This window comes from Bacillus sp. OTU2372, from assembly GCF_038440275.1.
Classification (GTDB): Bacteria; Bacillota; Bacilli; order Bacillales; family Cytobacillaceae; genus Neobacillus; species Neobacillus bataviensis_B.
This window is the reverse complement of record NZ_JASATK010000001.1, coordinates 660,948-684,542: the sequence shown is the minus strand read 5'-3', so window position 1 is coordinate 684,542 and position 23,595 is coordinate 660,948. Positions and strand designations below refer to the sequence as shown.

The window sequence follows — 23,595 nt, the reverse complement described above, 5'->3', positions numbered from 1 at the left end:
GGAGTCTTTCACATCGTTATTTAAGCGTTACAGCATCTTCTTCGGTTAATGAACGGTAACGGCCGCTGTAAAAAATGAGCGGTTCGGCATCTTCAAGCTGAATATCTGTTACCCTGCCAATAAAGAGGGTATGGTCCCCCTCCACATGTTCGGCTGATACCTCACAAGCTATTTGGGCAACCGCACCAGCTAATACCGGCTTCCCATCAAGGCGGTCAAAAATTACCTCTCGATGCTCTTTTAGCTGGCCTGCAAAAATCATCGACAGTTCTTGTTGATTTGCCGCTAATATATTCACAGAGAATGTCTTACTCTGTTTTATTTTTTCAAGAATACGAGCCTTTTCCCCAATCGAAATGACAACCAGCTTTGGGTCGAGTGAAACAGACATGAAGGCGTTCGCTGTCATTCCATGTACATCTCCATCCATATCAGTGGCAATCACGGTTACACCTGTTGCAAATTTCCCCATTGCTGTTCGAAATTGACGATCATCCATCCCTTTGTTCCCCTTTCTATCGATAAACTTTGTCATATTAAAAACGCTATGCTTCAATTGTCGGATTGTTTTCTGGCTTATTGTCCATTTGGTCGCCCCAGAATGTAAAGCCGATATCCAACTCATCCAATGTCCATTCAATCGGCTCCCAGTCAGGTTCAAAAATTAAGTAACCGTTTGTAAACAATTCCACTCGTAAACCGCTGCCTGGATCGATAGCGTAGATATACATAGCTTGTGAAATTCCATGCTTACCAGGTCCTTTAAAAAAGATCCCATTCTCTTTTAAAATATCGGCGGCTCTTAACAGGTCCTGAGAATTATCGAGCCAATAGGAAATATGATGGATTTGATGTGTTGTTGGTGAGAATGGATCATGGCTGACGGCGATATCATGAACCAATGGCGTTACACTTAACCAAGCCCCAATTAAGGAATCATCCGGTGCTTTTACGTATTCCCTCATTTTAAAGCCTAATTTCTCCTTTAAGTAGTCCGAAATAACATTCGCTTTGAGAGATGTTAACAGGTTTACGTGGTCAATTCGTCGTGGCGATACCCCGCGTGCCCAGGACTTATAGGTCTGATTCTTCAAGACGGAGCGTTTTGATGGCTCAGCTAACGTTTTCTCCATATCATAATAAATTTCAAAGCGGTGTTCACTCGGTAATTGAAAGCGGATGGCTCTGCCTTGCCCGGCCTCAACTCCCGCCTCAATCCAAGTAACTTCTGTCCCCGCTTCTTTTAATAGATTAGCAAAACCTTCTACATCCTCAGGGCGCTTGGTTCTCCAGGCGATATGGTCGAGATGATTTTTGTCTCCTGCTGTGACTGAAAGGGTATGGTGTTCAAAATCTCCCCAGGCACGTAAATAATGGGTCCCGTCTACCACTTCAGTTTCTTCGAGGCCAATGACTTCCATATAAAACCAAAGTGACTTCTCTAAGTCTTCCGTCACTAATGCAACATGTCCTAACTTTGCAATCTCTGGTAAACTCATTTTGAATCCTCCTAGACTATTATTTAATAGGAAAGCCCTTACATTTTTTTAAAATTTGCGCTTGCTGTTGCCGTTGCTCTAGAAGTTTTGTTTATACAAAATAAGTGTTAGGCTCCTGTCCGCACAGTATTCTGCCGTAAGTTTCTATTAAACTAGATGGCGTAATAAAGCCGTGTAAATGCATAGTCAAGAAATCCCGATAAACCCTTTGTAATGCGTTCGTCTCATAGGTAAACATCGAACCTACTCCAGCAACAAGGAGATCAATCGCTTCCTTACATAATTGATTTACATAACCAAAGTCCGCTTTAACTTTGACAATTTCAGCTCTATCCATAACGATTCCCCGGTCTGCATAGTCATCAATTTTGTCTACAGCCCGATAGAGATGAAGTTCTGCAGAATCAATTTTAAGCTGTGCCTGCGCAACCTGCAGATGAGTGATCGGTGCCTCATTTTGCTTATTGTAGAAGGTGTTTCCAATCCCGGCCTTTGGAAGTCTCTCCATATATAAATCCATTGCAGCCTGAGCAAGTCCTAATGCCGGGGCAACGATCGATAAGGTTAGAGAAGGCACAAAGGACGAACGATATAAACCAACATCCTTAAGCGGATCAATTAAATAATGTCCTTTACTTGCCAGCCGATCCAACGACACGCGATGTTCAGGAACAAAGACGTTTTGGATTTTGCAGCTATTACTGCCTGATCCCTTAAGACCCATTACATACCAGTCATCTAGTACTTCTAACTCGTCCCGAGGAATAACCATAATCGCCATCTCGATCCCGCCGTTGTCATCGACAAGCGGGAAGCCAAAATAGCACCAGTCAGCGTGGGGACTGCCTGAAACAAACGGCCATTGTGCTTCTTCGATAAAATAGCCGCCATCTACCTTTTTAATATTGCATTTGATTGGCTTAAAGTTACCGGCCAGCACTACATCTTTTCCAGGAGGGTAAATTTCGCTTAGTGCTTTTTGACCAAACGTATAAGAGATCATATAATCCCTTATATTACTTAACGCCACAAACCAGCCCGCCGATCCATTTCCTCGCGAAATTTCCGTTACAACCTCGGAATAGGTCCGCATATTGGTTTGATAACCGCCAAAGAGATGGGGACGTAACACTTTAAGGGTGCCTTTATTTTTCATTTCCTCAATTATTGCCTGAGGTAAGGTATTTGTTTTTTCAATTTCCTCACTATGTTCCCGTAATGTTGGGATCAGGGACCGAGCATTCTCCACCAATTCTTTTTTTAATTCAACCACACTTTGCTCCATTAATAGGACCTCCTGGATTAGTAGTTTTTGGACTAGCTTAGGATATGCCGCTTTAGTTCAATGCCCTGATAATTTTCACCAACCAGCTTGGCTACTCGACGCATATGTTTTTCCATCAGATTTTTAGCCAGCTTGCTGTCATTTTCCTTCAGGTAATAGAAAATCATCCAATGCTCGATTTGTGATTGTTGCCGCCGGTCACTTGTGAATAAGTCCTCCGGGTTTCCAACAAAATTCAGATAATCCCAAAGCTGTTTTGCCAAGTTGAAGGTATAGGTTAACTTAGAGGCTTCATAGATTGTGCGGTGAAAGTCAATGTTGAGGCTGCCATATTCTTCAGCAGACAATTCCGGTTGATCCATTCGTTCTAAAATGGACTCCATATAGGCAAATTCTTTTTGCGTTAATAATAATGCCGCTTGCTCGGTCATCAATGCATCCAGATTTGCGCAGACCAGCAGACGTTCTAATACTTCTTCAGGGTCAGGTCGTTTCACATAGACACCTACTTGTGGAACGATTGAAAGAAAGCCTTCTTGTTCCAGCTTGGATAGCGCTTTGTGTACTGGTGTCCGGCTCATCTTTAAGGTCTCGGAAATTTCATTCACATTAATGGCGGTATCGGGCTCTAAGATCCCTTCGATAATTAATCTTTTTATATAACGATAAGCATTTTCAATTTTCATCACATACACCTACTAGTTTTCAAGGATTTAGTTACCCCTATATTATGGTAATTTTTTCATGAAGTCTATTATTATCTAAACGATTAATAATAGGGGAGCAACGGTGTATGGGAAGGTTGATTTTAAAGTTCACCGTTGAAAAAATCGGATGTTAATTTGATAAATCTTTCTTTTTGCTCTACCTGTGCCCAATGGCCGCAGCGTTTAAAAATGTGGAGTTGAGCATTTGGCAGATAGTCCATAACATAAAGACTGCTTTCCATTGGGACAAATCGATCTCCATGTCCATGGATAAGTAAGATCGAATGGTCCATTTGTTTTAATGCAGAAGGTGGGATTAGCATATCTGAAAGATGTGATTTGGTGAAATTTTCCTCGTAAGATCTTCGTACTTCCGGTTTTAAAAACATCTCTAATCGCTCGGCCACTATGGCGTCGAGTTCATTTTCAAGCACGCTTTTATCATATAAGAACCAGCTTAATAAGTTTTTAAAGGCTACCGGATTAGGATCCTTATGGAAGTTTGCCAGTTTGGCAAGCTCTGGAGTTGGTTCCGTTAACCCACCGCCAGCCCCCATTAATACCACACGTTCAAATCGATTCGGAGCATACATAAGGAGATGCAGGGCGATCACACCTCCGAGGGAGTTGCCAACCAAGTGGGCTTTTTCAATCTCTAACGTATCCATTATGGATAAAACTTGCTGCACCCGCTCACTCATCCATTCAGCGCCATTTTTTGGATATTCTTCTGGGTGGTCAGTTTGACCAAATCCAAAAATATCAGGTGCGATGACATAAAACTTTTCCTTAAAATGCGGTAAGATATGCTTCCAATTTGTGTTTGCACTTGCCCCTGGTCCGCTTCCATGAAGAAAAATAATCGTTTCAGCTGTTTTTTCTCCACCCTCATGGATATAAGTCTGATAGTTTCCAGTCTCAATTTTCCTCGTATTAACAAATGTCATATTCCTACCTCCATTCTGCACAATCATTGTCTTTTACTCACTACTAAAATTTTAATTGTTTAATTTTATCCGATTTTAGAGTTAAATAGTCAAATTAAAGCGCTTTCTTTAACTAACTATAATTCTACCTTCACCCACTTTCACTTGTCAATATATTCTAACTATTTTTTATTTTCAGTTCCATCCGTACTGTTTTAAACCAAAAAACAGTAAAGCTAAAATAATGAAACATACTCATTTCATCATTTCAGCTTTACATTTAGTAGTTTATAAGGATTATTGTCCGATGGTCACTTCTAAATCTCTTTTTGGGGCTCTCACCGTTAAAGCCCAAATTACGGATAATACAATTAACCCAACAGCACTTACCGCTAAAGGAAATCTGCCAATTCCTTGATGAAACAGATTTTGAACTACTTGGAACCCAAATGGCCCAAGAATTCCGCCAAGCCCTTGACCGACAACCACTAAACCAGCTCCGGATGCCGCTCCAGCCGGTGTAAGCTCGGTAACCCTTGTAAATACTCCTGGCAGTCCAACCCCCATCGCAAAGCCGCCGACTAAGCTTCCGGCAAATATGACTGGTAAGGAAGGTGCAAAATAACAGATCGCCATCCCAATTCCTGTTATGATGACTGCAATCGGCAAGTAATAATTCGGCAGCTTATGCTTGATTTTCCCAAATAGAAACCCGGCAAGCAGTGTTCCAAAGGTAAAAACAGAGATAGCCAAGCCCGCCTCAGTTGCACTTCCTAATTTATCTGCTTGAATAACAACGGAAATATTCGTAACATATCCAAAAATGAGTCCTGAGTATAAAACCTGTCCAAGGCACACCCAATAGATTGCTTTTGGTAATTTCACCTTTACCCGAGTTTCATTTCCTGCTGATTCAATCGGCTGTTTCTTTTCAGGCTCCGGCAAATAAAGAATCGTTACAGCTAAGATCCAAATTGGGAAGAGGTACGTTAAAAACCCATATTGCCAGCCATAGGCATCAGCTAAAATCCCACCCACTAGCTGAAAAAAGATAGCCCCAATACAGGCGATCGTGGAGGTCCCAAAGCCAATTAAGAAATCTCTTTCTCTACCTTCAAAGAAATCAGTAATTACATCCACTGATAAAGGCATAGTAATTCCAACACCTAACCCTAAAACTCCCCTCATCGCAATAATCAATGGCAGACTGTCCATAAAAGTTGGCAGCGTACCACCGATGATGAATAGACCTAGACCAACAAAAAGAAGTGTTCTTTTCTTAAACGTTTTGGAAAGTTTGCCATAAAAGAGGGCTGGGACTATTTGAATTAATCCTGGAAAGGTTGCGACTAGCATGACAATCGTCGGGTCGTAGTCTGGAAATGCTTTAATAATATCTGCCATGATCGATCCTGCTACCCCTGCAGCTACATCTTGGAATGCAAGAATTACAACCAAAAACTTAAGAAAATTTCTACTGATGGTCTTCATTGCCATTGTGGAACCTCCTATAATCTAAAATAGATGCAAAGATGTTACCCAGAGGTGATTATACAGAATAGCTTTCTGTTGCTTTGTTGGCCACCAAGAACAACAGACAAAAAGTCATAGCTTACTAAAACTAAAATTTTAACATTACATATTTTGGATAATAACTGAACAAAAATGGTAAAAAAGCGCTTTCTTTTACTAACTGTAATTCTACATAGGCCAAATATACTTGTCAATATATTCAAAATATTTTTATTTTTAAAAAAAGTGAACGTTATTTCGCAAAAACACAAAAAATACGCCGAATTTTTTCAGCGCATTTTTCCCTTACGGTTTCTAATAAAATTTTACTATTAAACTGTCTATCTGCTTCTTTTTTTTGATAACTATCTACATTATTAGGAAAAAATTATTGAATGTAATTATTCTCCTGCCAGCGTGCGGTATTTTCCACTAAAATAAATGAGCGGCTCAAAATCTTCGATGTGGATGTCCGTTACCCTGCCGATGAACAAGGTATGGTCTCCCTCGATATGTGCCGCAGAAACTTCACAAGCAATTTGTGCAACTGCACCGTCTAAAACGGGAACCTCCCCTAGACGTTCAAACTTAACCTCTTGATGATTTTTCTGCTGTCCAGCAAAAATCATCGATAAGTCCTGCTGTGAACTACTGAGGATATTAACTGAAAATTTTCCGCTTTGGTTGATTTTTTCAAGCATCTGAGCTCTTTCAGAAATCGAGACAACCACAAGTTTTGGGCTCAATGATACTGACATAAAGGCATTAGCCGTCATGCCATGTACACTGCCCTCCACTTCTGTAGCCACTACCGTTACCCCGGTAGCAAATTTGCCCATCGCGTTGCGAAATTGACGATCATCCATCCTCACAACTCCTCCTCATCCACCTAGATTAGTAATCATGATTCCAAAGCAGGCTGAAAATAACAATATATTTAACGCTAAGCCAATTAATGCCCCCTGCCCCATACGAGTCTTTCCTTTTGTGAAACAGACAATTGGAATAACAATCAAAGCAATCGCGGCTAGTAATAGATAAGGAAAAAATAAACCTGAGAATACTAGTAAGATCAATAATCCAAGCAAATATATTCCAACTGTAATCCCAATCCCCACCCAAAGTTCCTTTAAGGCTCCTTTTGGTTTATTTCCTTGATTTGGATTCAACTAGAGGCCCCCCTATCTCTCGTTATCAACGAAGATCTTTCCTTCGAGTTCCGCTTGGATCTTTTTTAATTCCAATTCTTTATCATCCCGATAAAATAAATTATAAGTATCAAACGGAATAATTCTGCCATCAGGGTGTGCAATATGAACACAGGACTTTTTTACGGAACGGACATCAAAGTTGTAGGCGTCTAAAAACTGCATGATTATAACTCGAAAAACATTATCATAACCAATCTGTCTAGGCATTGACACCTTTGGGAGACAGCATAATAGATCCTGCAGTGATAATGCCGAAGAATCCGGTGAATGATTAAGGGAGAACAATTTAAAAATCATATTTTTAACATGATCGTCCTGTTCAAATACAATCGTATTTCGTTCGCCCTCTAGCAGGATGTTCGGATTTATTAAACCTGTTAAAGGAGTAACTGTATCGTTTTGTTTTAACGCGTATCCCATCGCCAAACAATCGGGGTGGCATGGGACAGGTATGATGTCTTTTGATCCAAATACATTCGACTGGTCGATAATCATTTGCCGCACTTCACTTAAAGTTAGACGGTTTGTCGATGGGTCGTACTCTTCCAATCTGCCGGCCGCTTGGATGGGCTGGAAGGTTACCCCTCTTACACATTTCTGTTTTAAACCGTATTGAATGATTTTTCCAACCTCGTGGTCGTTCAATCCCTTTTTCAGCGTTACTACCAGCGTAGTCGAAATGTTGTAATCATTTAAATTTTCAATTGCCCGCTGCCTAACGTCTCTAAGGTCCACGCCCCTTAATTCTTCGAGTGCATCTTTTTCAAAACTATCAAATTGTAGATAGATTTCAAATCCGGGGGAATAGTTGGCAAGTCGTTTTACAAACTCTTTATCGGCCGCAATTCGAAGACCATTCGTATTAACCATTATATGCCGGATTGGCCTTGATTTTGCCAAGTCAAGAATGTCAAAAAACTGGGGATGGATAGTAGGCTCCCCGCCGCTGATTTGAACAATATCCGCATGCCGTTCATTTTTAATGATATTATCGAGCATAAATTCAATTTGCTCTAAGCTCCGGAAACTTCCTTTTTGCGGTGAGGATTCTGCATAGCAGATGGGACATTTCAAATTACAGCGTTCCGTTACTTCTAGGAGTGTTAAACAGCTATGCTGCTCATGATCGGGACATAGGCCGCAATCATATGGACAGCCATACTTAATCGGGGTATTCCAGCGATAGGGCATTTCAGATGGTTTTATAAACTCTCGGCACCATTTATAATAGGCAACATCTGTTGATATTAATACTTTCTCTCTTCCATGCTTCATACAATGTTTCAATAAATATACTTTTTCATTTTCAATGATAACTTTTGCTTCTACTTTTCTTAAACAGGTGGAACAAATACTGTTCGTTAGTTCATAAAATAAATAGGGACGGTTAGGCATGGATTTCCCTCCTTTTATCCGATTGTTTTTTTGAGACAAGCCATATGTAATAGAGGATACCTAGTAAACTAGCGAGTTGGATATTATTAAGTATCCAATACGGGTGTGGAGTTGGTTTTATAAAATCAATCATAAAACGGAAAATCAGATAGCACAGCATAAATAATTGGAATAACAAACCTTCCCAGCCCAGCTGCTTTCTTTTTAAATAAAATAAAACTACTACAAGTAAAAGTAAGAAGCAGATTTCATAAAGTTGGGTTGGATGCCGCTTCACACCATCACCAAAATCTATTCCTATAATCCAAGTTGTAGAGACACCATAAGTATGATCATCTAACCCTGTTAAAAAGCAGCCAATCCTGCCAATCATCATCCCTACTGCTAAGGGCAGGACGAAGTCATCTCCGGTTGAACGTGTCCAGCCAATCAGCTTTTTGACCGTTTCAACGCCAATCAATCCACCTATTAATCCGCCTACAATGGTCTTTCCTTCTGCCAGGTAAACAAAATTATTCCAGTTCTCCACTGTCTTTACCGGATCTTCAAACCAATAAAGGACCTTTGAACCTATGGCAGCTCCTAATGTGGCACCAACAACTACCCATATGGCCTTATCTAAAGGGATTCTCCCCTTATTCCTTGTATAAAGATAAACACGGAACCCGATAAAATAAGCTACCGTTTCAAATAGTAGATGCGGGTGGATCCCAAAAATATAGAAAGGGAAATGCACCAATATCCCTCCTTCCAATAAATGCAGGGTCTATTCTATATTATCAGAAAATTCAGCCCAACAGTTTTATTTTTCCAATTTTCTTTTTACTTTCCGGTACATTCGATAGCCTTTACGGATACCGTCTACAACAGGAAAAGGAATCGGGGGGTGATATTTAAATAGGAAAGGTCGATAAATTTTGTAATAAGCTTTTTTCAAATCATCCCACTTTCGGCAATAACCCTGTTTATAGAAATCAGATACGTCCACAATATAGCCTCTTCCTTCAAAAATGACGACGTTTTTTCCGTGGACATCAAAGGGATTTAAACCAACTGATCGGGCATATTCCAAGCCGAGGTCGATATCCTTAATCACAACCTTAGGGATCTGAACTCCTTTTATCACTGCGTTAAATAATGTAATGCCTTCAAGTTTTTTTAAAATCAAATAATTGTCTCCATATGCATAGAGCCTGGAAAAGGATTCATGGTTTCCTAGTTTTTTATATACTTCGATTTCCTTTACTAGCTCCTCATGATTACGCCCATACACTTTTACGACCACTTCAGGGTAAGACTCATGTAAAAAAACCCCTGCATAATTGCCACAGCCAATCGTCCTCCAGGAATGGGAGCGGTTTTCTACAATGATTGGATCAAATGGACTTAAGACCGATAAGTTTACGTTTGGCAGTAATTCGGTTTCAATTAATTTTACATACTCATTTATATTCATAAATACACCTTCTAAAAAAATTTGTACCCTATTTGTAAAAATAGACTCTTAGTCTGAATTCTACCAAAAATATTTCTTAATTCTAGATATTTCTTTTCGACCAATATACAATAAAAGAAATATTTGCTCTGACTTCTATTCTAAATTGAAATGGTGAAAAAAAGAGGTGTGTCGATGACTTTTCCGAATTTAGAAACCAAAAGATTAAAATTAATTGAACTGACCCATCAACATATGAATGCGGTTTATGAGATACTATCATTAGATGAAGTGACCCGTTTTTATGGAACCAGCAGTTTTACATTACAAGCAGAAGCCACCCGGTTAATTGATATTTATTACAAAAATTATATTGATAAGCGGGGAATTCGCTGGGGGATCAAGTTAAAGGAAAATCAACGAATTATTGGTACCGTTGGTTTAAACATGTTAAATCTTAAAAATAAACGAGCTGAAATCGGGTATGAACTACACCCTTATTTTTGGAGAAAAGGTATTGCTACAGAGGCTTTAAGGGAAGTACTAAAATTCAGTTTTAAACAGCTGGGTTTAAATCGCGTGGGTGCGGTTGTTTATCCAGAAAACGAGGCATCCCTAGCATTACTTGATAAATTAGGTTTTACAAACGAAGGGTTACTGCGTGGCTATATGTACCAGGATGAGCAGTTCCATGATACGTTTATGTTGTCTTTATTAAAACTAGAATGGGAAAAAAGCCAGGAATAATTCCTGGCTTTTTATTCTTCAAAGTAATTCTTAACAGCTTTTGGATTTTTTACATCTCCATCTTGATAATAAGGATTATTTTCAAACCCATTTTTCGGATCAAGATTAGTTTTGATCACAATCATCGGCGTTGGCGTGCTTTCAAGAATAATCCGATCATTTAATTGATCAAAATCAGGCATTTTTTTATTTCCAGGTTGTCGCGGCTCCATAGTAGCACCTCCTAGAATCTAGCATGCCCTGAGTTTTTTAGGAATCATTCATTAAAAGCACATTTATTGGCAGTAATTCTAATTATAAAAATACATCATATAATCATAAGAAAAGAAAAAAACTAGGAAGTATTACCTTCCTAGTATCTTTATTCTTCTTCCCCGCCGACTAAGAAATCTGGGTTTAATTCCTCAAACTCTTCGTCATCCACGTCTAATCCCCAATCATCGTCATTGTCTTTGCAGGCTTCATGGCTTACTCGGACACAAACCTTTGTTTCACCAATTACTTCAACAAGGAATTCCCTTTCGACATGGACGATGATGCGGTTACCATTAGGGGAGATGACAGCTTCACAGCAGTTAGGCTGCTGTAACACTCGAGCACTAATTTCATTGTCATCGAGGCAATCATTGTCACGATACTTTAACTTAATGACATCTGTGTACTGAACGCGTTCAGTCACCACTTCTGTTTTGGTATTATCATTATATGAGTACCAAACGTTGATATCATACGAGCCGTGTATCTCTACCGTTTTGCCAACTTTTTTCGCATTGTATTTATGGTTGATGATCCAACAGCCAAGAATACTTGTTGGATTATGCGCCGGGCTAATCGTATGATTGGACTGGGTGAATTTACGTCCTTTCGCTACTACGGCCTTCGTAATTATCTCTCTATATTCTCCCATTTCGCGCGAACCCTCCTCATTCATTTTCATTTCATCGTATGCTGATATATAGACTAGTGTGATATATATTTTTGTGAATACTGGTTAAAAGTTTAGTCATGCTTCATTTTATGCGGGATTTATAGGTGTGTGCCTTTCATGCCTGTACTTTAAAAGGAAGGTGATGGAGTTTATTTTTCGAGGAAAAATAATCGAAGGACAAAAAGAAAACCAGACTTCATTTTGAAGCCTGGTTTCCTATATTAATGCTCGTGATCGCAGTCATCATGATTATCACAGGCCCCGCCGCCATTTTTCAAGCTAGCGCCTGTTTCCCCCAATAATACGTCTCCACCTGTTGAAAGGATGATTTCATCAGTTACCGTATTGGAAATTGTGGAAGCAATCAATTGAAGTAGTTCATTGACATCTACTTGGGATTGTTTGAAATCCTGAACTACTGGAATTTCATCTAATTCCTTTTCGATTGAAGCAATTTTATCTTCGACCTTCTTCAATGCTTCCGATTTACCATAATGCTGCAAGTTCACAGCCTGCTTTTGCAGCCCTTTAATATCAGAAATTAAGGTTTTAACCTTTTGATTATCATGAATATGAGCTTCTGCCCGTTTAAAAAAATCTACTTCGTCTGTGTCCGCAATCATTCGAGCTAATTCTGCTGCACGAGCGACGATATCGTCTTTTGTATACTTCGCCACTTTATTTCACCTCAACTGGTTCTAATTCTTCCACCATTTCTCCATTTAATGACCATGTTTTTGCGTCTGTAATCTTTACTTTAATAATTTTTCCGATAGCTGATTTTGGTGCGATGACGTTTACAAGCTTGTTTCTAGTCGTATAACCTGCAAGGACGTCCGGATTGTTCTTACTTTCCCCTTCGATCAGTACATCAAGGGTTTGACCTACATGCTTTTTCATTGCTTCTAGCGAAAGCTCATTCACCAAATTGTTTAAGCGTTGAAGACGTTCTTTCTTCACTTCGATTGGAACATTATCTTCCATTTTTGCAGCTGGTGTCCCTTCACGTGGTGAATAAATAAAGGTATACGCTAGTTCATACCCTACTTCACGGTAAAGAGATAAGGTTTCCTCAAACTGCTCGTCTGTCTCATTTGGATAGCCAACAATTATATCGGTTGTAAGCGCAACATTTGGGATGGCCGCCTTAATTTTTCTAACTAGCTCTATATATTGTTCTCTTGTATATTTACGAGCCATAATCTTTAGAACATCTGTTGAGCCTGACTGAACTGGCAAGTGAATATGATCCATTAAGTTGCCGCCTTTGGCAAGAACCTCAATTAAGCGGTCATCAAAGTCACGTGGATGACTCGTGGTAAAACGAATTCTAGGAATATCAATTTTACGTAATTCATCCATAAGGTCCCCTAAACCATAGTTCAATCCTTCTAAGTCTTTTCCATACGCATTAACGTTTTGCCCCAGTAAGGTTACTTCCTGGTAGCCTTGTGCTGCTAAATGGCGTACTTCTTGGATAATCTCCTCAGGGCGGCGGCTTCGTTCTTTACCACGTGTATATGGAACGATACAATAGGTACAGAATTTATCACAGCCGTACATAATATTAACCCATGCTTTGATTTTTCCACGACGGACCTTTGGAAGGTTTTCGATGACGTCGCCTTCTTTTGACCATACTTCGACAACCATTTCTTTTGACATGTAGGCTTCATGCAAAATATTTGGAAGACGGTGGATATTGTGTGTTCCAAAAATCATATCCACATGGTGATAGGTTTTTAGAATTTTATTAACAACCGATTCTTCCTGTGACATACATCCACAAACACCTAGAAGTAAATCTGGCTTTTCCATTTTAAGGGCTTTTAAATGTCCAAGCTCACCAAAAACCTTATTCTCGGCATTTTCACGAATCGCACATGTGTTCAGAAGAATGACATTCGCATCCTCTGTGTTGTCTGTTGGTTCATAGCCTAATGCAAGGAATATTCCTGCCATTACCTCGGTGTCATGCTCATTCATTTGGCATCCATACGTACGGATGTAAAACTTACGGCCTTCACCCATTCCCCGAAACTCTTCAGGTATTGCAAAGTCATTATGATACTTTACTTCTTCCTTACCACGTTTTTTAGCATCTTTTAATGAAGGCGCCGTAATGACTTGTTCGAAGTATTTGCTGTAATCCTTGGCGGATTTTTTGTCCGAAGAATTAACAGCTGCTACTTGCTGGCCTTCTAATCTTTGTTTTTCATTCATTGTTCATAAACCCCTTTCTATAAAAATAACCTCGAAATCTCTATTATTTGCGAATTGTTATTTATTACCTGTGCTCAATATAAAAGTCCGCACATTATTATAGTATAAAGGTTTACATGACTGAAAACAATAGAAATCCTTGTCAACACGCATGTTATCCTGGTAAAGAATTCATAAAAAATATTATTGAATAGATTTTTCAGAAGTAGCGATGTCTCATATTAGAAATCGTAAAAAACCCGTGGACTTGACATCCACGGGTCAGTGTTCATATATTACATAAATTCTGCAACTAGTTTATCAAAATGTGCCTGATCAAGGTTTAATTCTGCCTTGGTTAATGGTTCCTTAGAGTAACTTGGAATTAACTCTTGGTAAGAAGGACGCTCAGTGTTTTGGTAAATAAGACCGGTTACTAAGCCGTTATGCTTCATTAATGTCTGCATGGCCTGTTCACGATTAGAAGGATCATAACCTTCAATTGTGCTTAGTTTTGTTAGATTTTCCTTAAACCAATCATATGTGTTCACTTTATTATAAGTTACACATGGGCTGAATACGTTGATTAAGGAGAATCCTTTATGTTTGATTCCAGCCTCAATTAGTGCTGTAAGATCTTTTAGGTCTGTAGAAAAGCTTTGTGCCACAAATGTAGCCCCTACAGTTAATGCCATTTCCATTGGAGAAATCGCTTGTTCAATCGAACCCATCGGTGTAGATTTAGTTTTAAACCCTACAGCCGAACGTGGGGATGTTTGACCTTTTGTTAAACCATAGATTTGGTTATCCATAACAATGTAAGTAATATCAACGTTACGACGAATGGCATGAATCGTATGTCCCATCCCAATTGCATAACCGTCTCCATCACCACCGGAAGCAATAACAGTTAAATCGCGGTTAGCCATTTTAACACCTTGGGCAATTGGAAGTGAGCGGCCATGAATTCCATGGAAACCGTATGAATTAATATAACCAGAGATACGGCCGGAGCAGCCGATCCCTGAAATTACTGCTAAATTTTCTGGTTCTAAACCACAATTTGCTGCTGCCCGCTGCATTGCTGCTTGTACGGAGAAGTCGCCACAGCCAGGGCACCAGTTCGGTTTAACATCATTTCTAAATTCTTTAAAAGTGGCCACTTAGAACAACTCCTTACATTTTGAATGAACTTCGTGTGGTAGGAATGGGTTCCCATCATATTTAACATATTTTGTGATTTTCTCAGCATGACCAACATTCATTTTCATAATGTTTGCTAATTGTCCTGTCGCATTGTTTTCTACGACGATAACTTTTTTCGCAGCTTGTACTAATGGAAGAACTTCTTCCGTTGGGAATGGATGAATTAGACGAATTTGGGCATGATTTACTTTCAAACCGTCCTTCTCTAATCGAACCATTGCTTCCTCAATGGCACCGCGTGTAGAGTTAAACCCTACAATTAATAAATCTGGATTTTCATGTGGTGCATTTGTATAAACAGGTGTGTTAAAGCGGATTTTTTCCACTTTACGCATACGTTTATCCATTTGCGCAATCCGGTTTGATGCAGATTCTGATGGTTTACCAGTTTCAGCATGCTCAACTCCAGTAACGTGGTGGATTCCGTTTTTCATACCAGGAATGGTACGAGGTGAAATTCCATCTTCTGTTACTTCATAGCGCTTAAAATAGCCTTTGTTTTCAATCTCTGGAAGCTCTTCGGTTACAAGCTTTCCACGTCTAATTTCTACTTTAGATACATCTAGAGGTTCAACTGTTTGTTTACCTAGTGATAATTGAAGGTCAGATAAAACAATGACCGGACATTGATACTCTTCAGCAAGGTTAAATGCTTCAGCAGTATCATAGAACGCTTCCTGAACTGTACTTGGCGCTAAAACGATTTTTGGAATTTCACCATGTGTTCCGTAAATCATTGCCATTAAGTCGGACTGTTCTTGCTTTGTCGGAAGACCAGTTGAAGGACCCCCACGCTGTGTATCAACAATAACTAGCGGGGTTTCAGTAATACCTGCTAGACCGATTGCTTCCATTTTCAATGATAATCCAGGGCCTGATGAAGCAGTTAACGCACGGATACCACCGTAGCTTGCGCCAATTGTCATAGTACATGCGGCTATTTCATCTTCCGTTTGAATAACGGTTCCGCCTACTGCCGGTAATTTCTTAATTAAATATTCCATGATATCTGAAGCAGGTGTAATTGGATAAGCGGCCATGAATCGGCATCCGCCTGCTAAGGCTCCTAATGCAATCGCATCATTTCCGATCATATACATACGGTGTTTACCATCTGCTTTTTCTAAAACCATTGTCGGTACAGTCGCATCCATTTTTTCTTTCATATAATCGTAGCCGGCTTTAATTGCATCCATATTCTTAGCTACAACCTTGTCACCTTTTTTACCAAAAATCTCTCGAACTACTACTTCAAAAACTTGAATATCCAAATCTAGAACAGCAGAGGTAGCCCCAATGGCAACCATGTTCTTCATTAAGGAAGTCCCTAGTTCTGTTGCAATTTCAGTGAATGGAACCGCATACAAGGAGGCTTCAGTGTCTTCTGGTTTCTTTGGATCAAATTTTGCATCAGCCAAGATTACGCCCTTGCTGTGCAGTTCTTGGTAGTTTACATCAATAGTTTCTTGGTCGAATGCTACAAGGATATCCAGGTCATCAGAAATAGAACGAACCTCTGTTGTACTAACTCTGATTTTATTATTTGTATGACCGCCTTTAATACGAGATGAAAAGTGACGATAACCATACAAGTAATATCCTAGGCGATTCAGTGCGATAGCAAAGATTTCCCCAGTACTTTCAATACCTTCCCCTTGTTGTCCGCCAACTTTCCACGAAAGTTGATTGATCATTCCCTTACACCCCTTTGGATATGTATAAAATAAGTAGTCTAAATCATGTTAATTATAGCACAATTCCAAGTAATCAACTAGAAATTAGTCTATGAAATCGGTTAATGACTAAATAGTCAGAATTAGAATATGTACTAAACGCTTACAATTCTAGACCTATGAAGTTAAAATTGCAACCCTTTGGCTCGAAATATTGTCTAAAATATGAATATTTTTTTATTATTAAAAAAAGGCTATTACATCACTAGGAAAATTAAGTTAAAATATACATTTAAGCATGGAAATACTAGTTTTCTTCAATTTAATTATTATTCCTTCTAATGGTTGTGTTATATAGCAGTATAGTATTTTATTAATTCTTATATACTTTTAAACACAAAAAACCTGCTCGGAATAATTCCGAAAGCAGGTAAGTATGTGATATTCATGCTGTTTTTTACTGATGGCTATCTCTTTCAGCGCGGCTCTACAATCAGTTTAATCGCTGTGCGTTCTTCCCCATCAATTAAAATATCGGTAAACGCAGGGATACAGATCAAATCAACTCCGCTAGGTGCTACGAATCCTCTTGCAATTGCTACTGCCTTTACGGCTTGATTCAATGCACCCGCACCAATTGCCTGTATTTCTGCTGCACCTCTTTCACGCAGAACTCCGGCAAGCGCACCAGCTACAGAATTAGGATTAGATTTTGCTGAAACTTTTAATATTTCCATTCCTAGCTCCCCCTTAGAAAAATCCCGATCCCGCATGAGAAGTTCATGAACAAATCAGGTTATAACATTCCACTGCTACTATATTCAGCTGTGAAAAGACATATTCCGGCTTGGACGAAAAAAGTCAAAAGAAAAGCGGAAGTGCACGTTTAGCGGCGTATGGTCTGGAGCGCTTCGACTGAGATAAAGGAAACACGAAGAGCGATAGCGATTCGATGTTGACTTATCGTAGGGAGAAGAGCGAAGACCACTAGCCGCTGTGCACTGGAGCTAGACACCTCTCAAAACTGCTATGGGAGCAAACAAAGTCGATAATCACCAAATTGAAAAAAACTTCCAATGCGGAAGTTTTTAACTATAAAACGGATGGTCATCATTGATTAGGATTGGAACCATCTTTTTAGAAAATCCTGTTTTTCGATCTAATTCTATATAAACAGCACTCAACTGGTTCCTCCCGGACGTCGGCACTTCAAATCTAACTGGCAGGCTCGTTAGAAATCTTTTTAGCACGGCCTCCCGTTCCACACCAAGTATACCATCGTAAGGTCCTGTCATGCCCACATCTGTTAAATAGCCGGTACCGCCTGGCAAAACCCTGTGATCAGCCGTTTGAACATGTGTATGGGTACCAACAACAGCAGATACTCTTCCATCTAAGTACCAACCCATAGCCTGCTTTTCACTTGTAACTTCCGCATGAAAGTCCACAAAGATAAACGGGGTCTTTTCCCTGGCAATTTGGACTAATTCATCTGCTTTTTTAAATGGACAATCTAATGGCGCCATAAAGGTTCTACCCTGCAGATTTATGACGGCGATTTCGAATTCATTCACCTTGAAAAATACAAGCCCTTTTCCGGGTGTACCTTCTGGGAAATTCGCGGGTCTTACCATATTTTTGGCCGAATCAATAAATTCAAATATTTCTCGATTATCCCACGCATGATTACCCAGCGTGATGGCCTGGGCACCATGGCTCAAAAACTCACGATAGATTTTTTCGGTTATCCCCTTACCGCCTGCGGCATTTTCACCATTAATGATTGTAAAATGGGGTCGATATTTTTCCTTTAACTTTGGCAGATATTCTTTCACCATGTCTCGACCCGGAGAGCCGACCACGTCACCGATAAAAAGTAGGTTCATTTTATTTCCTTTCATTTTTAAAAAAATTAGTATTGTTTAAATTGTATCACAGGTGGTTTTGCTTTAATCAAAGAAAAGCGGAAGCGCCTTGACCAGGGGCTTGTGACCCCGAGCCCCTTGGCGCTGGAACTGGACAATCATCCAAGCCTTTATACTTTCTTATCTACATGCAAAAAATAAAGCAGTGCAATGTGCACCGCTTTATTTTGCATATTCAACAGCCCGTGTTTCACGGATTACTGTCACTTTAATATGTCCAGGATAATCAAGTTCCTCTTCGATACGTTTACGAATATCACGTGCTAATCGATGGGCAGCAAGATCATCTACTGCGTCTGGTCTTACAATAATACGGACTTCTCTACCAGCTTGAATTGCAAAGGACTTTTCAACGCCTTCATAAGACTCTGAAATCTCCTCAAGCTTTTCAAGGCGGCGAATATAGTTTTCAAGTGTTTCACTACGAGCTCCTGGTCTAGCCGCGGATAATGCATCTGCAGCTGCAACAAGGACGGCAATAATCGATGTAGGTTCTGTATCACCATGATGGGATGCGATACTATTGATTACTACTGGGTGTTCCTTGTATTTGGTTGCAAGTTCTACCCCAATTTCCACATGGCTCCCTTCTACTTCATGATCAATTGCCTTACCGATGTCATGAAGTAATCCTGCACGACGAGCCAATGTTTCATCTTGACCAAGTTCAGCAGCCAATAAACCTGAAAGCTGAGCCACTTCCATTGAATGCTTAAGGACATTTTGCCCGTAGCTAGTACGGAATTTCAAACGGCCAAGGATTTTGATAAGATCCGGATGTAGTCCATGTACACCCACTTCAAAGGTTGTTTGTTCCCCGACTTCACGGATATATTCATCCACTTCCCGACGGGATTTTTCAACCATTTCCTCAATTCGGGCTGGATGGATTCTTCCGTCTTGGACTAACTTTTCTAAAGCTAGGCGGGCCGTTTCTCTCCGAATAGGATCAAAACCTGATAGAATGACAGCTTCCGGAGTATCATCAATAATCAAATCAATACCCGTTAAGGTTTCAAGTGTACGAATGTTTCGTCCTTCACGGCCAATAATCCGGCCTTTCATTTCGTCATTTGGAAGGTTGACGACAGAGACAGTCGTTTCGGCCACATGGTCAGCAGCGCAACGCTGGATAGCTAAGGAAAGGATTTCCTTCGCTTTCTTGTCGGCTTCCTCTTTCGCTCGGTTTTCACTTTCTTTAATCATTATGGCAGTATCATGGGTAAGTTCTTGTTCCATTCTGTCGACAATGATTGCTTTTGCTTCCTCGCGAGTTAAGCTCGAAATACGTTCGAGTTCAGTTTGTTGTTTACGTACCAACTCGTCCACTTTGCTTTCCATCTCTTCAATATGCTGTTGTCTTTGGTTTAGAGAATCATCCTTCTTTTCTAAAAGATTTTCACGCTTGTTTAACGTTTCCTCTTTTCGATCTAAATTCTCTTCTCTTTGCAGTAAACGGTTTTCTTGTTTTTGCATTTCATTTCTTCGTTCACGAACCTCACGTTCAGCTTCAGTTCGAAGCTTGTGAATTTCATCCTTTGCTTCTAGCAAAGCTTCTTTTTTCAATGAATCAGCATCACGTTTCGCATCTTCAAGAATCTGCTCTGCAGCATTCTTTGCACCTGCTACTTTTGCATCAGCAATGGATTTATGAACAAAATAGCCAACAACGGCACCGACGATAAGGCCAAGCAAAATGGAGATGATAGTAATTAAATCCAATCGTTACACCCCCTCTTGCTATGAACTTTTGTTCTTTTTTTTAAGTGTCGGCATGTACATTGTTTAGACTCAACATACAGCAAGCACCAAGGCTTTTCGCAATGTAATATTTCCAAAAATGTAAAATATACATGTTAATTGTAAAGCTGTGAATATTTATTGTCAAGGCTTTGTCCAATTAGCTTTTTCAAATATTTAGAATTTCCTAATATATAATAAATAGTTCGCTATGTTCGTGGTGTATGTTTATTTACTTTTATGAATATTTATGCATTTTTTTATCAAAAAAGCAAAACCCGGTTACAGGCTTTGCTCTATTATGAACTAATCTAATAAATTAATCTGCTCATCGTCCTCTGTTTCCGATACTACTTTATCACCATCTAAACCGTAATGTTCACGGATTTTTTTGTTGATATCTTCACGGATTTCAGGATTTTCTTTTAAGAATAATTTCGCATTTTCACGGCCTTGGCCTACTCTTTCATTGTTATAGGAGTACCATGAACCACTTTTTTGAACGATATCTAATTCAGAACCTAGATCGATGATTTCGCCTTCTTTAGAGATACCTTCTCCGTACATAATGTCGACTTCAGCTGTACGGAATGGCGGTGCCACTTTGTTTTTTACGACTTTAATTTTAGTTCTGTTACCAACCATTTCATTTCCTTGCTTTAATGTTTCTGCACGGCGTACTTCAAGACGGATAGTGGAATAGAACTTTAATGCACGACCACCAGGAGTCGTCTCAGGATTTCCGAACATGATGCCCACTTTTTCACGAATCTGGTTAATGAAGACTGCGATTGTTTTTGATTTATTGATGGCACCCGATAGTTTACGAAGGGCTTGTGACATTAAGCGGGCTTGTAGACCTACGTGTGCGTCGCCCATTTCGCCTTCAATCTCTGCTTTAGGAACTAGGGCAGCAACGGAGTCAATTACAATAATGTCAACGGCACCGCTTCGAACTAGAGCTTCAGCGATTTCAAGCGCTTGTTCACCTGTATCTGGCTGTGATAATAGTAATTCATCAATGTTAACACCAAGTTTTTGTGCATATGTTGGGTCAAGAGCGTGTTCAGCATCGATAAACGCTGCTTGTCCGCCTTTTGCTTGTACTTCTGCAATAGCATGAAGGGCAACGGTTGTTTTACCCGAACTTTCTGGCCCGTAAATTTCTATAATACGGCCTCTAGGGTATCCACCCACTCCAAGTGCCGTATCAAGTGCTAAGGAGCCGCTCGGAACAGTTGATATTCTTGTTTCAGTTTGTTCTCCCATCTTCATAATGGAGCCTTTACCAAATTGCTTTTCTATTTGTTTTAACGCCATTTCTAAGGCGGCCTTACGGTCACTCACAAATAGTTCCTCCCTTTTTCTATATAAAGAATTTGAATTATTGCGTATTAGTCTATGAATATAATTCCTATAACTACTATACCTTCTTTTAGTCTATTTGTCGAGCAAAAAAGCGAACGTTTATTCGACCTATTTATTAACAATTTATACTAGGAAGACGGCCCTATTACCTCTTTATTTGTCTTTTTACTGCTTCTTACTAGCTGATAATCACATTTTCCCTTTTTATCTGAGAAATCAAACTTCTATGGTTTTAATAAATAGCCTATAGGACAAAATTCTTCTGGACTCTGGTAATTAATCTAGTAGTAGGACTCTATAGAAGAATATTCTCTTGAGCCTTAGCCTAAACTGTTCAATGGTAGGGTCCTATTGGAGAATCTGTTATGCGATTCTCGTAAATAGTCCAACAAATGGCGACGAAAAACTAGGGAGTGTTATCAATGAGGCCTTTTAAGAACAATATGATGGAGAAGCCAAGAAGTGTCTTCTATAATGTCTAATCTGGATAAAACTTCAGATATCTAAGGTAAAACTCTGTCCAATTAATACAAACCTACTATCCTCTATCCCAAAATAAAAAACCACAGAATGCTAATTAGCATTCTGTGATTCTTTTAAATTCCGTAAGATAAAATAACAGCCGTATTTCACCGCACGATTGCGAATGGCTTCCCTTGTTCCCCCAAGAGTAAGCATTTCAACGACCGTCGGCCTTCCCTTAATAGCAATCCCAATATAAACCGTGCCCACTGGTTTCCCTTCAAGCTCATCCGGACCAGCTACACCAGTGAAACTCACACCTATATCGGCTGCTAACAACCCGGACGCATTCTCTGCAAGCTCAAACGCACATTGTTCACTCACGGAACCATCATTATCAAGTGTTTCTTGTGCAACATGCAAAATTTTATGCTTCACTTCATTCGAATAACAAACCACGCCGCCTTTATACACAGAACTAACTCCAGCAATCGAGGTTATTTCCTTCTGAAACAAGCCCCCAGTTAAACTTTCAGCAGCAGTAATCGTTAAATTTCTTTCTTTCAATACTCTCGTCAGCTCTGCTAATAGAGAAGTATCATCATAACCATAAATAAACTGACCCACACGTTGACTGATCGATTTTTCCACTTCATCCAGCATTGACTGCGCAACATTCACATCCACGTGTTTTGCCGTCAGGCGCAGTGTTACTTCACCATCACCGGCAAGCGGGGCAATCGTAGGGTTACTTTGTGAATCAATAATATCCATAATTTCAGTTTCCAATGCCGCTTCGCCTATTCCAAAGAAACGCAGCACTCTTGAAACGATTTTTTCTTTCGCCACATCCTTTGCGGCTAGGGCCATGCAGCCATATTGACGAAACATTGGTTCCATTTCCTTTGGAGGACCAGGCAAAAGCATATAGGTGTTACCTTTCGTTTCCAACACCATTCCAGGAGCCATCCCATGGTCATTTGGAAGGATGTGCGAGCCTTCTAACACCAATGCCTGTTTACGGTTATTTTCCGTCATCACACGATTAGTGCGCGTGAAATAAAGCTCGATAGATTCTAGTGCATCTTGGTCCATCACAAGATATTTTCCAAGGTGACGGGCAATCGTTTCCTTTGTTAAATCATCCTTAGTTGGTCCCAAACCGCCTGTAAAAATAATGATATTGGCCCGTTCCTCGGCCGTTTTTATGGCAGAAAGCAGCCTGTCAGGATTGTCCCCCACAACCGTATGGAAATAAACGTTAATTCCAAGCTCCGCTAATTGCTGTGAAATAAATCGCGCGTTGGTGTTAACAATTTGACCGAGCAACAACTCCGAACCTACTGCAATAATCTCAGCATTCTTCAAGCCTAT

23 protein-coding genes are annotated in these 23,595 nt (G+C 39.8%); 1 reads left to right on the top strand and 22 read right to left on the bottom strand.

Going from position 1 to position 23,595, the window contains the following annotated elements; genetic code table 11:
- Positions 1-16 precede the first annotated feature (16 nt).
- The 11 genes from AAHB15_RS03320 to AAHB15_RS03270 form a co-directional block, all read right to left on the bottom strand.
- Positions 17-499 carry a flavin reductase family protein gene (locus AAHB15_RS03320; RefSeq protein ID WP_335572361.1) on the bottom strand — a complete coding sequence of 161 codons (483 nt, stop codon included), beginning with the start codon at positions 497-499 and terminating at the stop codon, positions 17-19.
- 46 nt (positions 500-545) lie between these two features.
- A complete protein-coding gene (locus AAHB15_RS03315) occupies positions 546-1,499 on the bottom strand; it encodes a VOC family protein (protein WP_342041728.1) in 954 nt (317 codons plus the stop codon).
- Between the two features lie 91 nt (positions 1,500-1,590).
- Complete coding sequence (locus tag AAHB15_RS03310) at positions 1,591-2,784, bottom strand: acyl-CoA dehydrogenase family protein (RefSeq protein WP_335572363.1); 1,194 nt, start codon at positions 2,782-2,784, stop codon at positions 1,591-1,593.
- A gap of 32 nt (positions 2,785-2,816) precedes the next feature.
- A complete protein-coding gene (locus AAHB15_RS03305) occupies positions 2,817-3,470 on the bottom strand; it encodes a GntR family transcriptional regulator (protein ID WP_342041885.1) in 654 nt (217 codons plus the stop codon).
- Between the two features lie 122 nt (positions 3,471-3,592).
- Positions 3,593-4,438 (bottom strand): alpha/beta fold hydrolase, encoded by an 846-nt coding sequence (locus tag AAHB15_RS03300; protein ID WP_335572364.1) that lies wholly within the window; start codon positions 4,436-4,438, stop codon positions 3,593-3,595.
- A gap of 276 nt (positions 4,439-4,714) precedes the next feature.
- Positions 4,715-5,914 carry an MFS transporter gene (locus AAHB15_RS03295; protein WP_342041727.1) on the bottom strand — a complete coding sequence of 400 codons (1,200 nt, stop codon included), beginning with the start codon at positions 5,912-5,914 and terminating at the stop codon, positions 4,715-4,717.
- A 416-nt stretch (positions 5,915-6,330) separates the two neighbouring features.
- On the bottom strand, positions 6,331-6,795 hold the full coding sequence (locus AAHB15_RS03290) for a flavin reductase family protein (RefSeq protein WP_342041726.1): 465 nt from the start codon (positions 6,793-6,795) through the stop codon (positions 6,331-6,333).
- A gap of 15 nt (positions 6,796-6,810) precedes the next feature.
- Entirely contained in the window at positions 6,811-7,098 is a 288-nt protein-coding gene (locus AAHB15_RS03285) for a hypothetical protein (RefSeq protein ID WP_098995920.1), read from the bottom strand.
- A 12-nt stretch (positions 7,099-7,110) separates the two neighbouring features.
- Positions 7,111-8,535, bottom strand: coding sequence for a radical SAM protein (locus AAHB15_RS03280; protein ID WP_342041725.1), 1,425 nt, complete (start codon positions 8,533-8,535; stop codon positions 7,111-7,113).
- Complete coding sequence (locus AAHB15_RS03275; RefSeq protein ID WP_342041724.1) at positions 8,528-9,271, bottom strand: prolipoprotein diacylglyceryl transferase; 744 nt, start codon at positions 9,269-9,271, stop codon at positions 8,528-8,530. Before AAHB15_RS03275 ends, AAHB15_RS03280 begins: the two co-directional genes overlap by 8 nt.
- 66 nt (positions 9,272-9,337) lie before the next feature.
- Positions 9,338-9,991: a serine/threonine protein kinase gene (locus AAHB15_RS03270; RefSeq protein WP_144562415.1), complete on the bottom strand. Its 654-nt coding sequence runs from the start codon at positions 9,989-9,991 to the stop codon at positions 9,338-9,340.
- 174 nt (positions 9,992-10,165) lie between these two features.
- On the opposite strand from AAHB15_RS03270, the gene AAHB15_RS03265 reads away from it, so the two are divergent.
- Positions 10,166-10,717 (top strand): GNAT family N-acetyltransferase, encoded by a 552-nt coding sequence (locus tag AAHB15_RS03265; RefSeq protein WP_335572369.1) that lies wholly within the window; start codon positions 10,166-10,168, stop codon positions 10,715-10,717.
- Between the two features lie 11 nt (positions 10,718-10,728).
- Here AAHB15_RS03265 and AAHB15_RS03260 read toward each other — a convergent pair whose 3' ends face one another.
- From AAHB15_RS03260 to AAHB15_RS03210, 11 genes are all read right to left on the bottom strand, one after another.
- A complete protein-coding gene (locus AAHB15_RS03260) occupies positions 10,729-10,929 on the bottom strand; it encodes a hypothetical protein (RefSeq protein WP_335572370.1) in 201 nt (66 codons plus the stop codon).
- Positions 10,930-11,078: 149 nt separating this feature from the next.
- Positions 11,079-11,624: an outer spore coat protein CotE gene (locus AAHB15_RS03255; protein ID WP_144562421.1), complete on the bottom strand. Its 546-nt coding sequence runs from the start codon at positions 11,622-11,624 to the stop codon at positions 11,079-11,081.
- A 242-nt stretch (positions 11,625-11,866) separates the two neighbouring features.
- Entirely contained in the window at positions 11,867-12,322 is a 456-nt protein-coding gene (locus AAHB15_RS03250; protein ID WP_342041723.1) for a RicAFT regulatory complex protein RicA family protein, read from the bottom strand.
- 1 nt (position 12,323) lies between these two features.
- Positions 12,324-13,868: a tRNA (N6-isopentenyl adenosine(37)-C2)-methylthiotransferase MiaB gene (miaB, locus tag AAHB15_RS03245; RefSeq protein ID WP_342041722.1), complete on the bottom strand. Its 1,545-nt coding sequence runs from the start codon at positions 13,866-13,868 to the stop codon at positions 12,324-12,326.
- 275 nt (positions 13,869-14,143) lie between these two features.
- A complete protein-coding gene (locus AAHB15_RS03240; RefSeq protein WP_098528650.1) occupies positions 14,144-15,010 on the bottom strand; it encodes a 2-oxoacid:ferredoxin oxidoreductase subunit beta in 867 nt (288 codons plus the stop codon).
- Positions 15,011-16,747, bottom strand: coding sequence for a 2-oxoacid:acceptor oxidoreductase subunit alpha (locus AAHB15_RS03235; RefSeq protein ID WP_144562423.1), 1,737 nt, complete (start codon positions 16,745-16,747; stop codon positions 15,011-15,013).
- A 455-nt stretch (positions 16,748-17,202) separates the two neighbouring features.
- A complete protein-coding gene (gene spoVS, locus AAHB15_RS03230; RefSeq protein ID WP_003211281.1) occupies positions 17,203-17,463 on the bottom strand; it encodes a stage V sporulation protein SpoVS in 261 nt (86 codons plus the stop codon).
- A gap of 351 nt (positions 17,464-17,814) precedes the next feature.
- Positions 17,815-18,612: a TIGR00282 family metallophosphoesterase gene (locus tag AAHB15_RS03225; RefSeq protein ID WP_335572372.1), complete on the bottom strand. Its 798-nt coding sequence runs from the start codon at positions 18,610-18,612 to the stop codon at positions 17,815-17,817.
- Between the two features lie 201 nt (positions 18,613-18,813).
- Positions 18,814-20,373: a ribonuclease Y gene (rny, locus tag AAHB15_RS03220; protein ID WP_098528653.1), complete on the bottom strand. Its 1,560-nt coding sequence runs from the start codon at positions 20,371-20,373 to the stop codon at positions 18,814-18,816.
- A gap of 324 nt (positions 20,374-20,697) precedes the next feature.
- Entirely contained in the window at positions 20,698-21,738 is a 1,041-nt protein-coding gene (gene recA, locus AAHB15_RS03215; protein WP_098528654.1) for a recombinase RecA, read from the bottom strand.
- A gap of 594 nt (positions 21,739-22,332) precedes the next feature.
- The gene (locus tag AAHB15_RS03210) at positions 22,333-23,589 is read right to left on the bottom strand and encodes a competence/damage-inducible protein A (protein ID WP_342041721.1); all 1,257 of its coding nucleotides are present in this window, start codon (positions 23,587-23,589) and stop codon (positions 22,333-22,335) included.
- Positions 23,590-23,595: the final 6 nt, after the last annotated feature.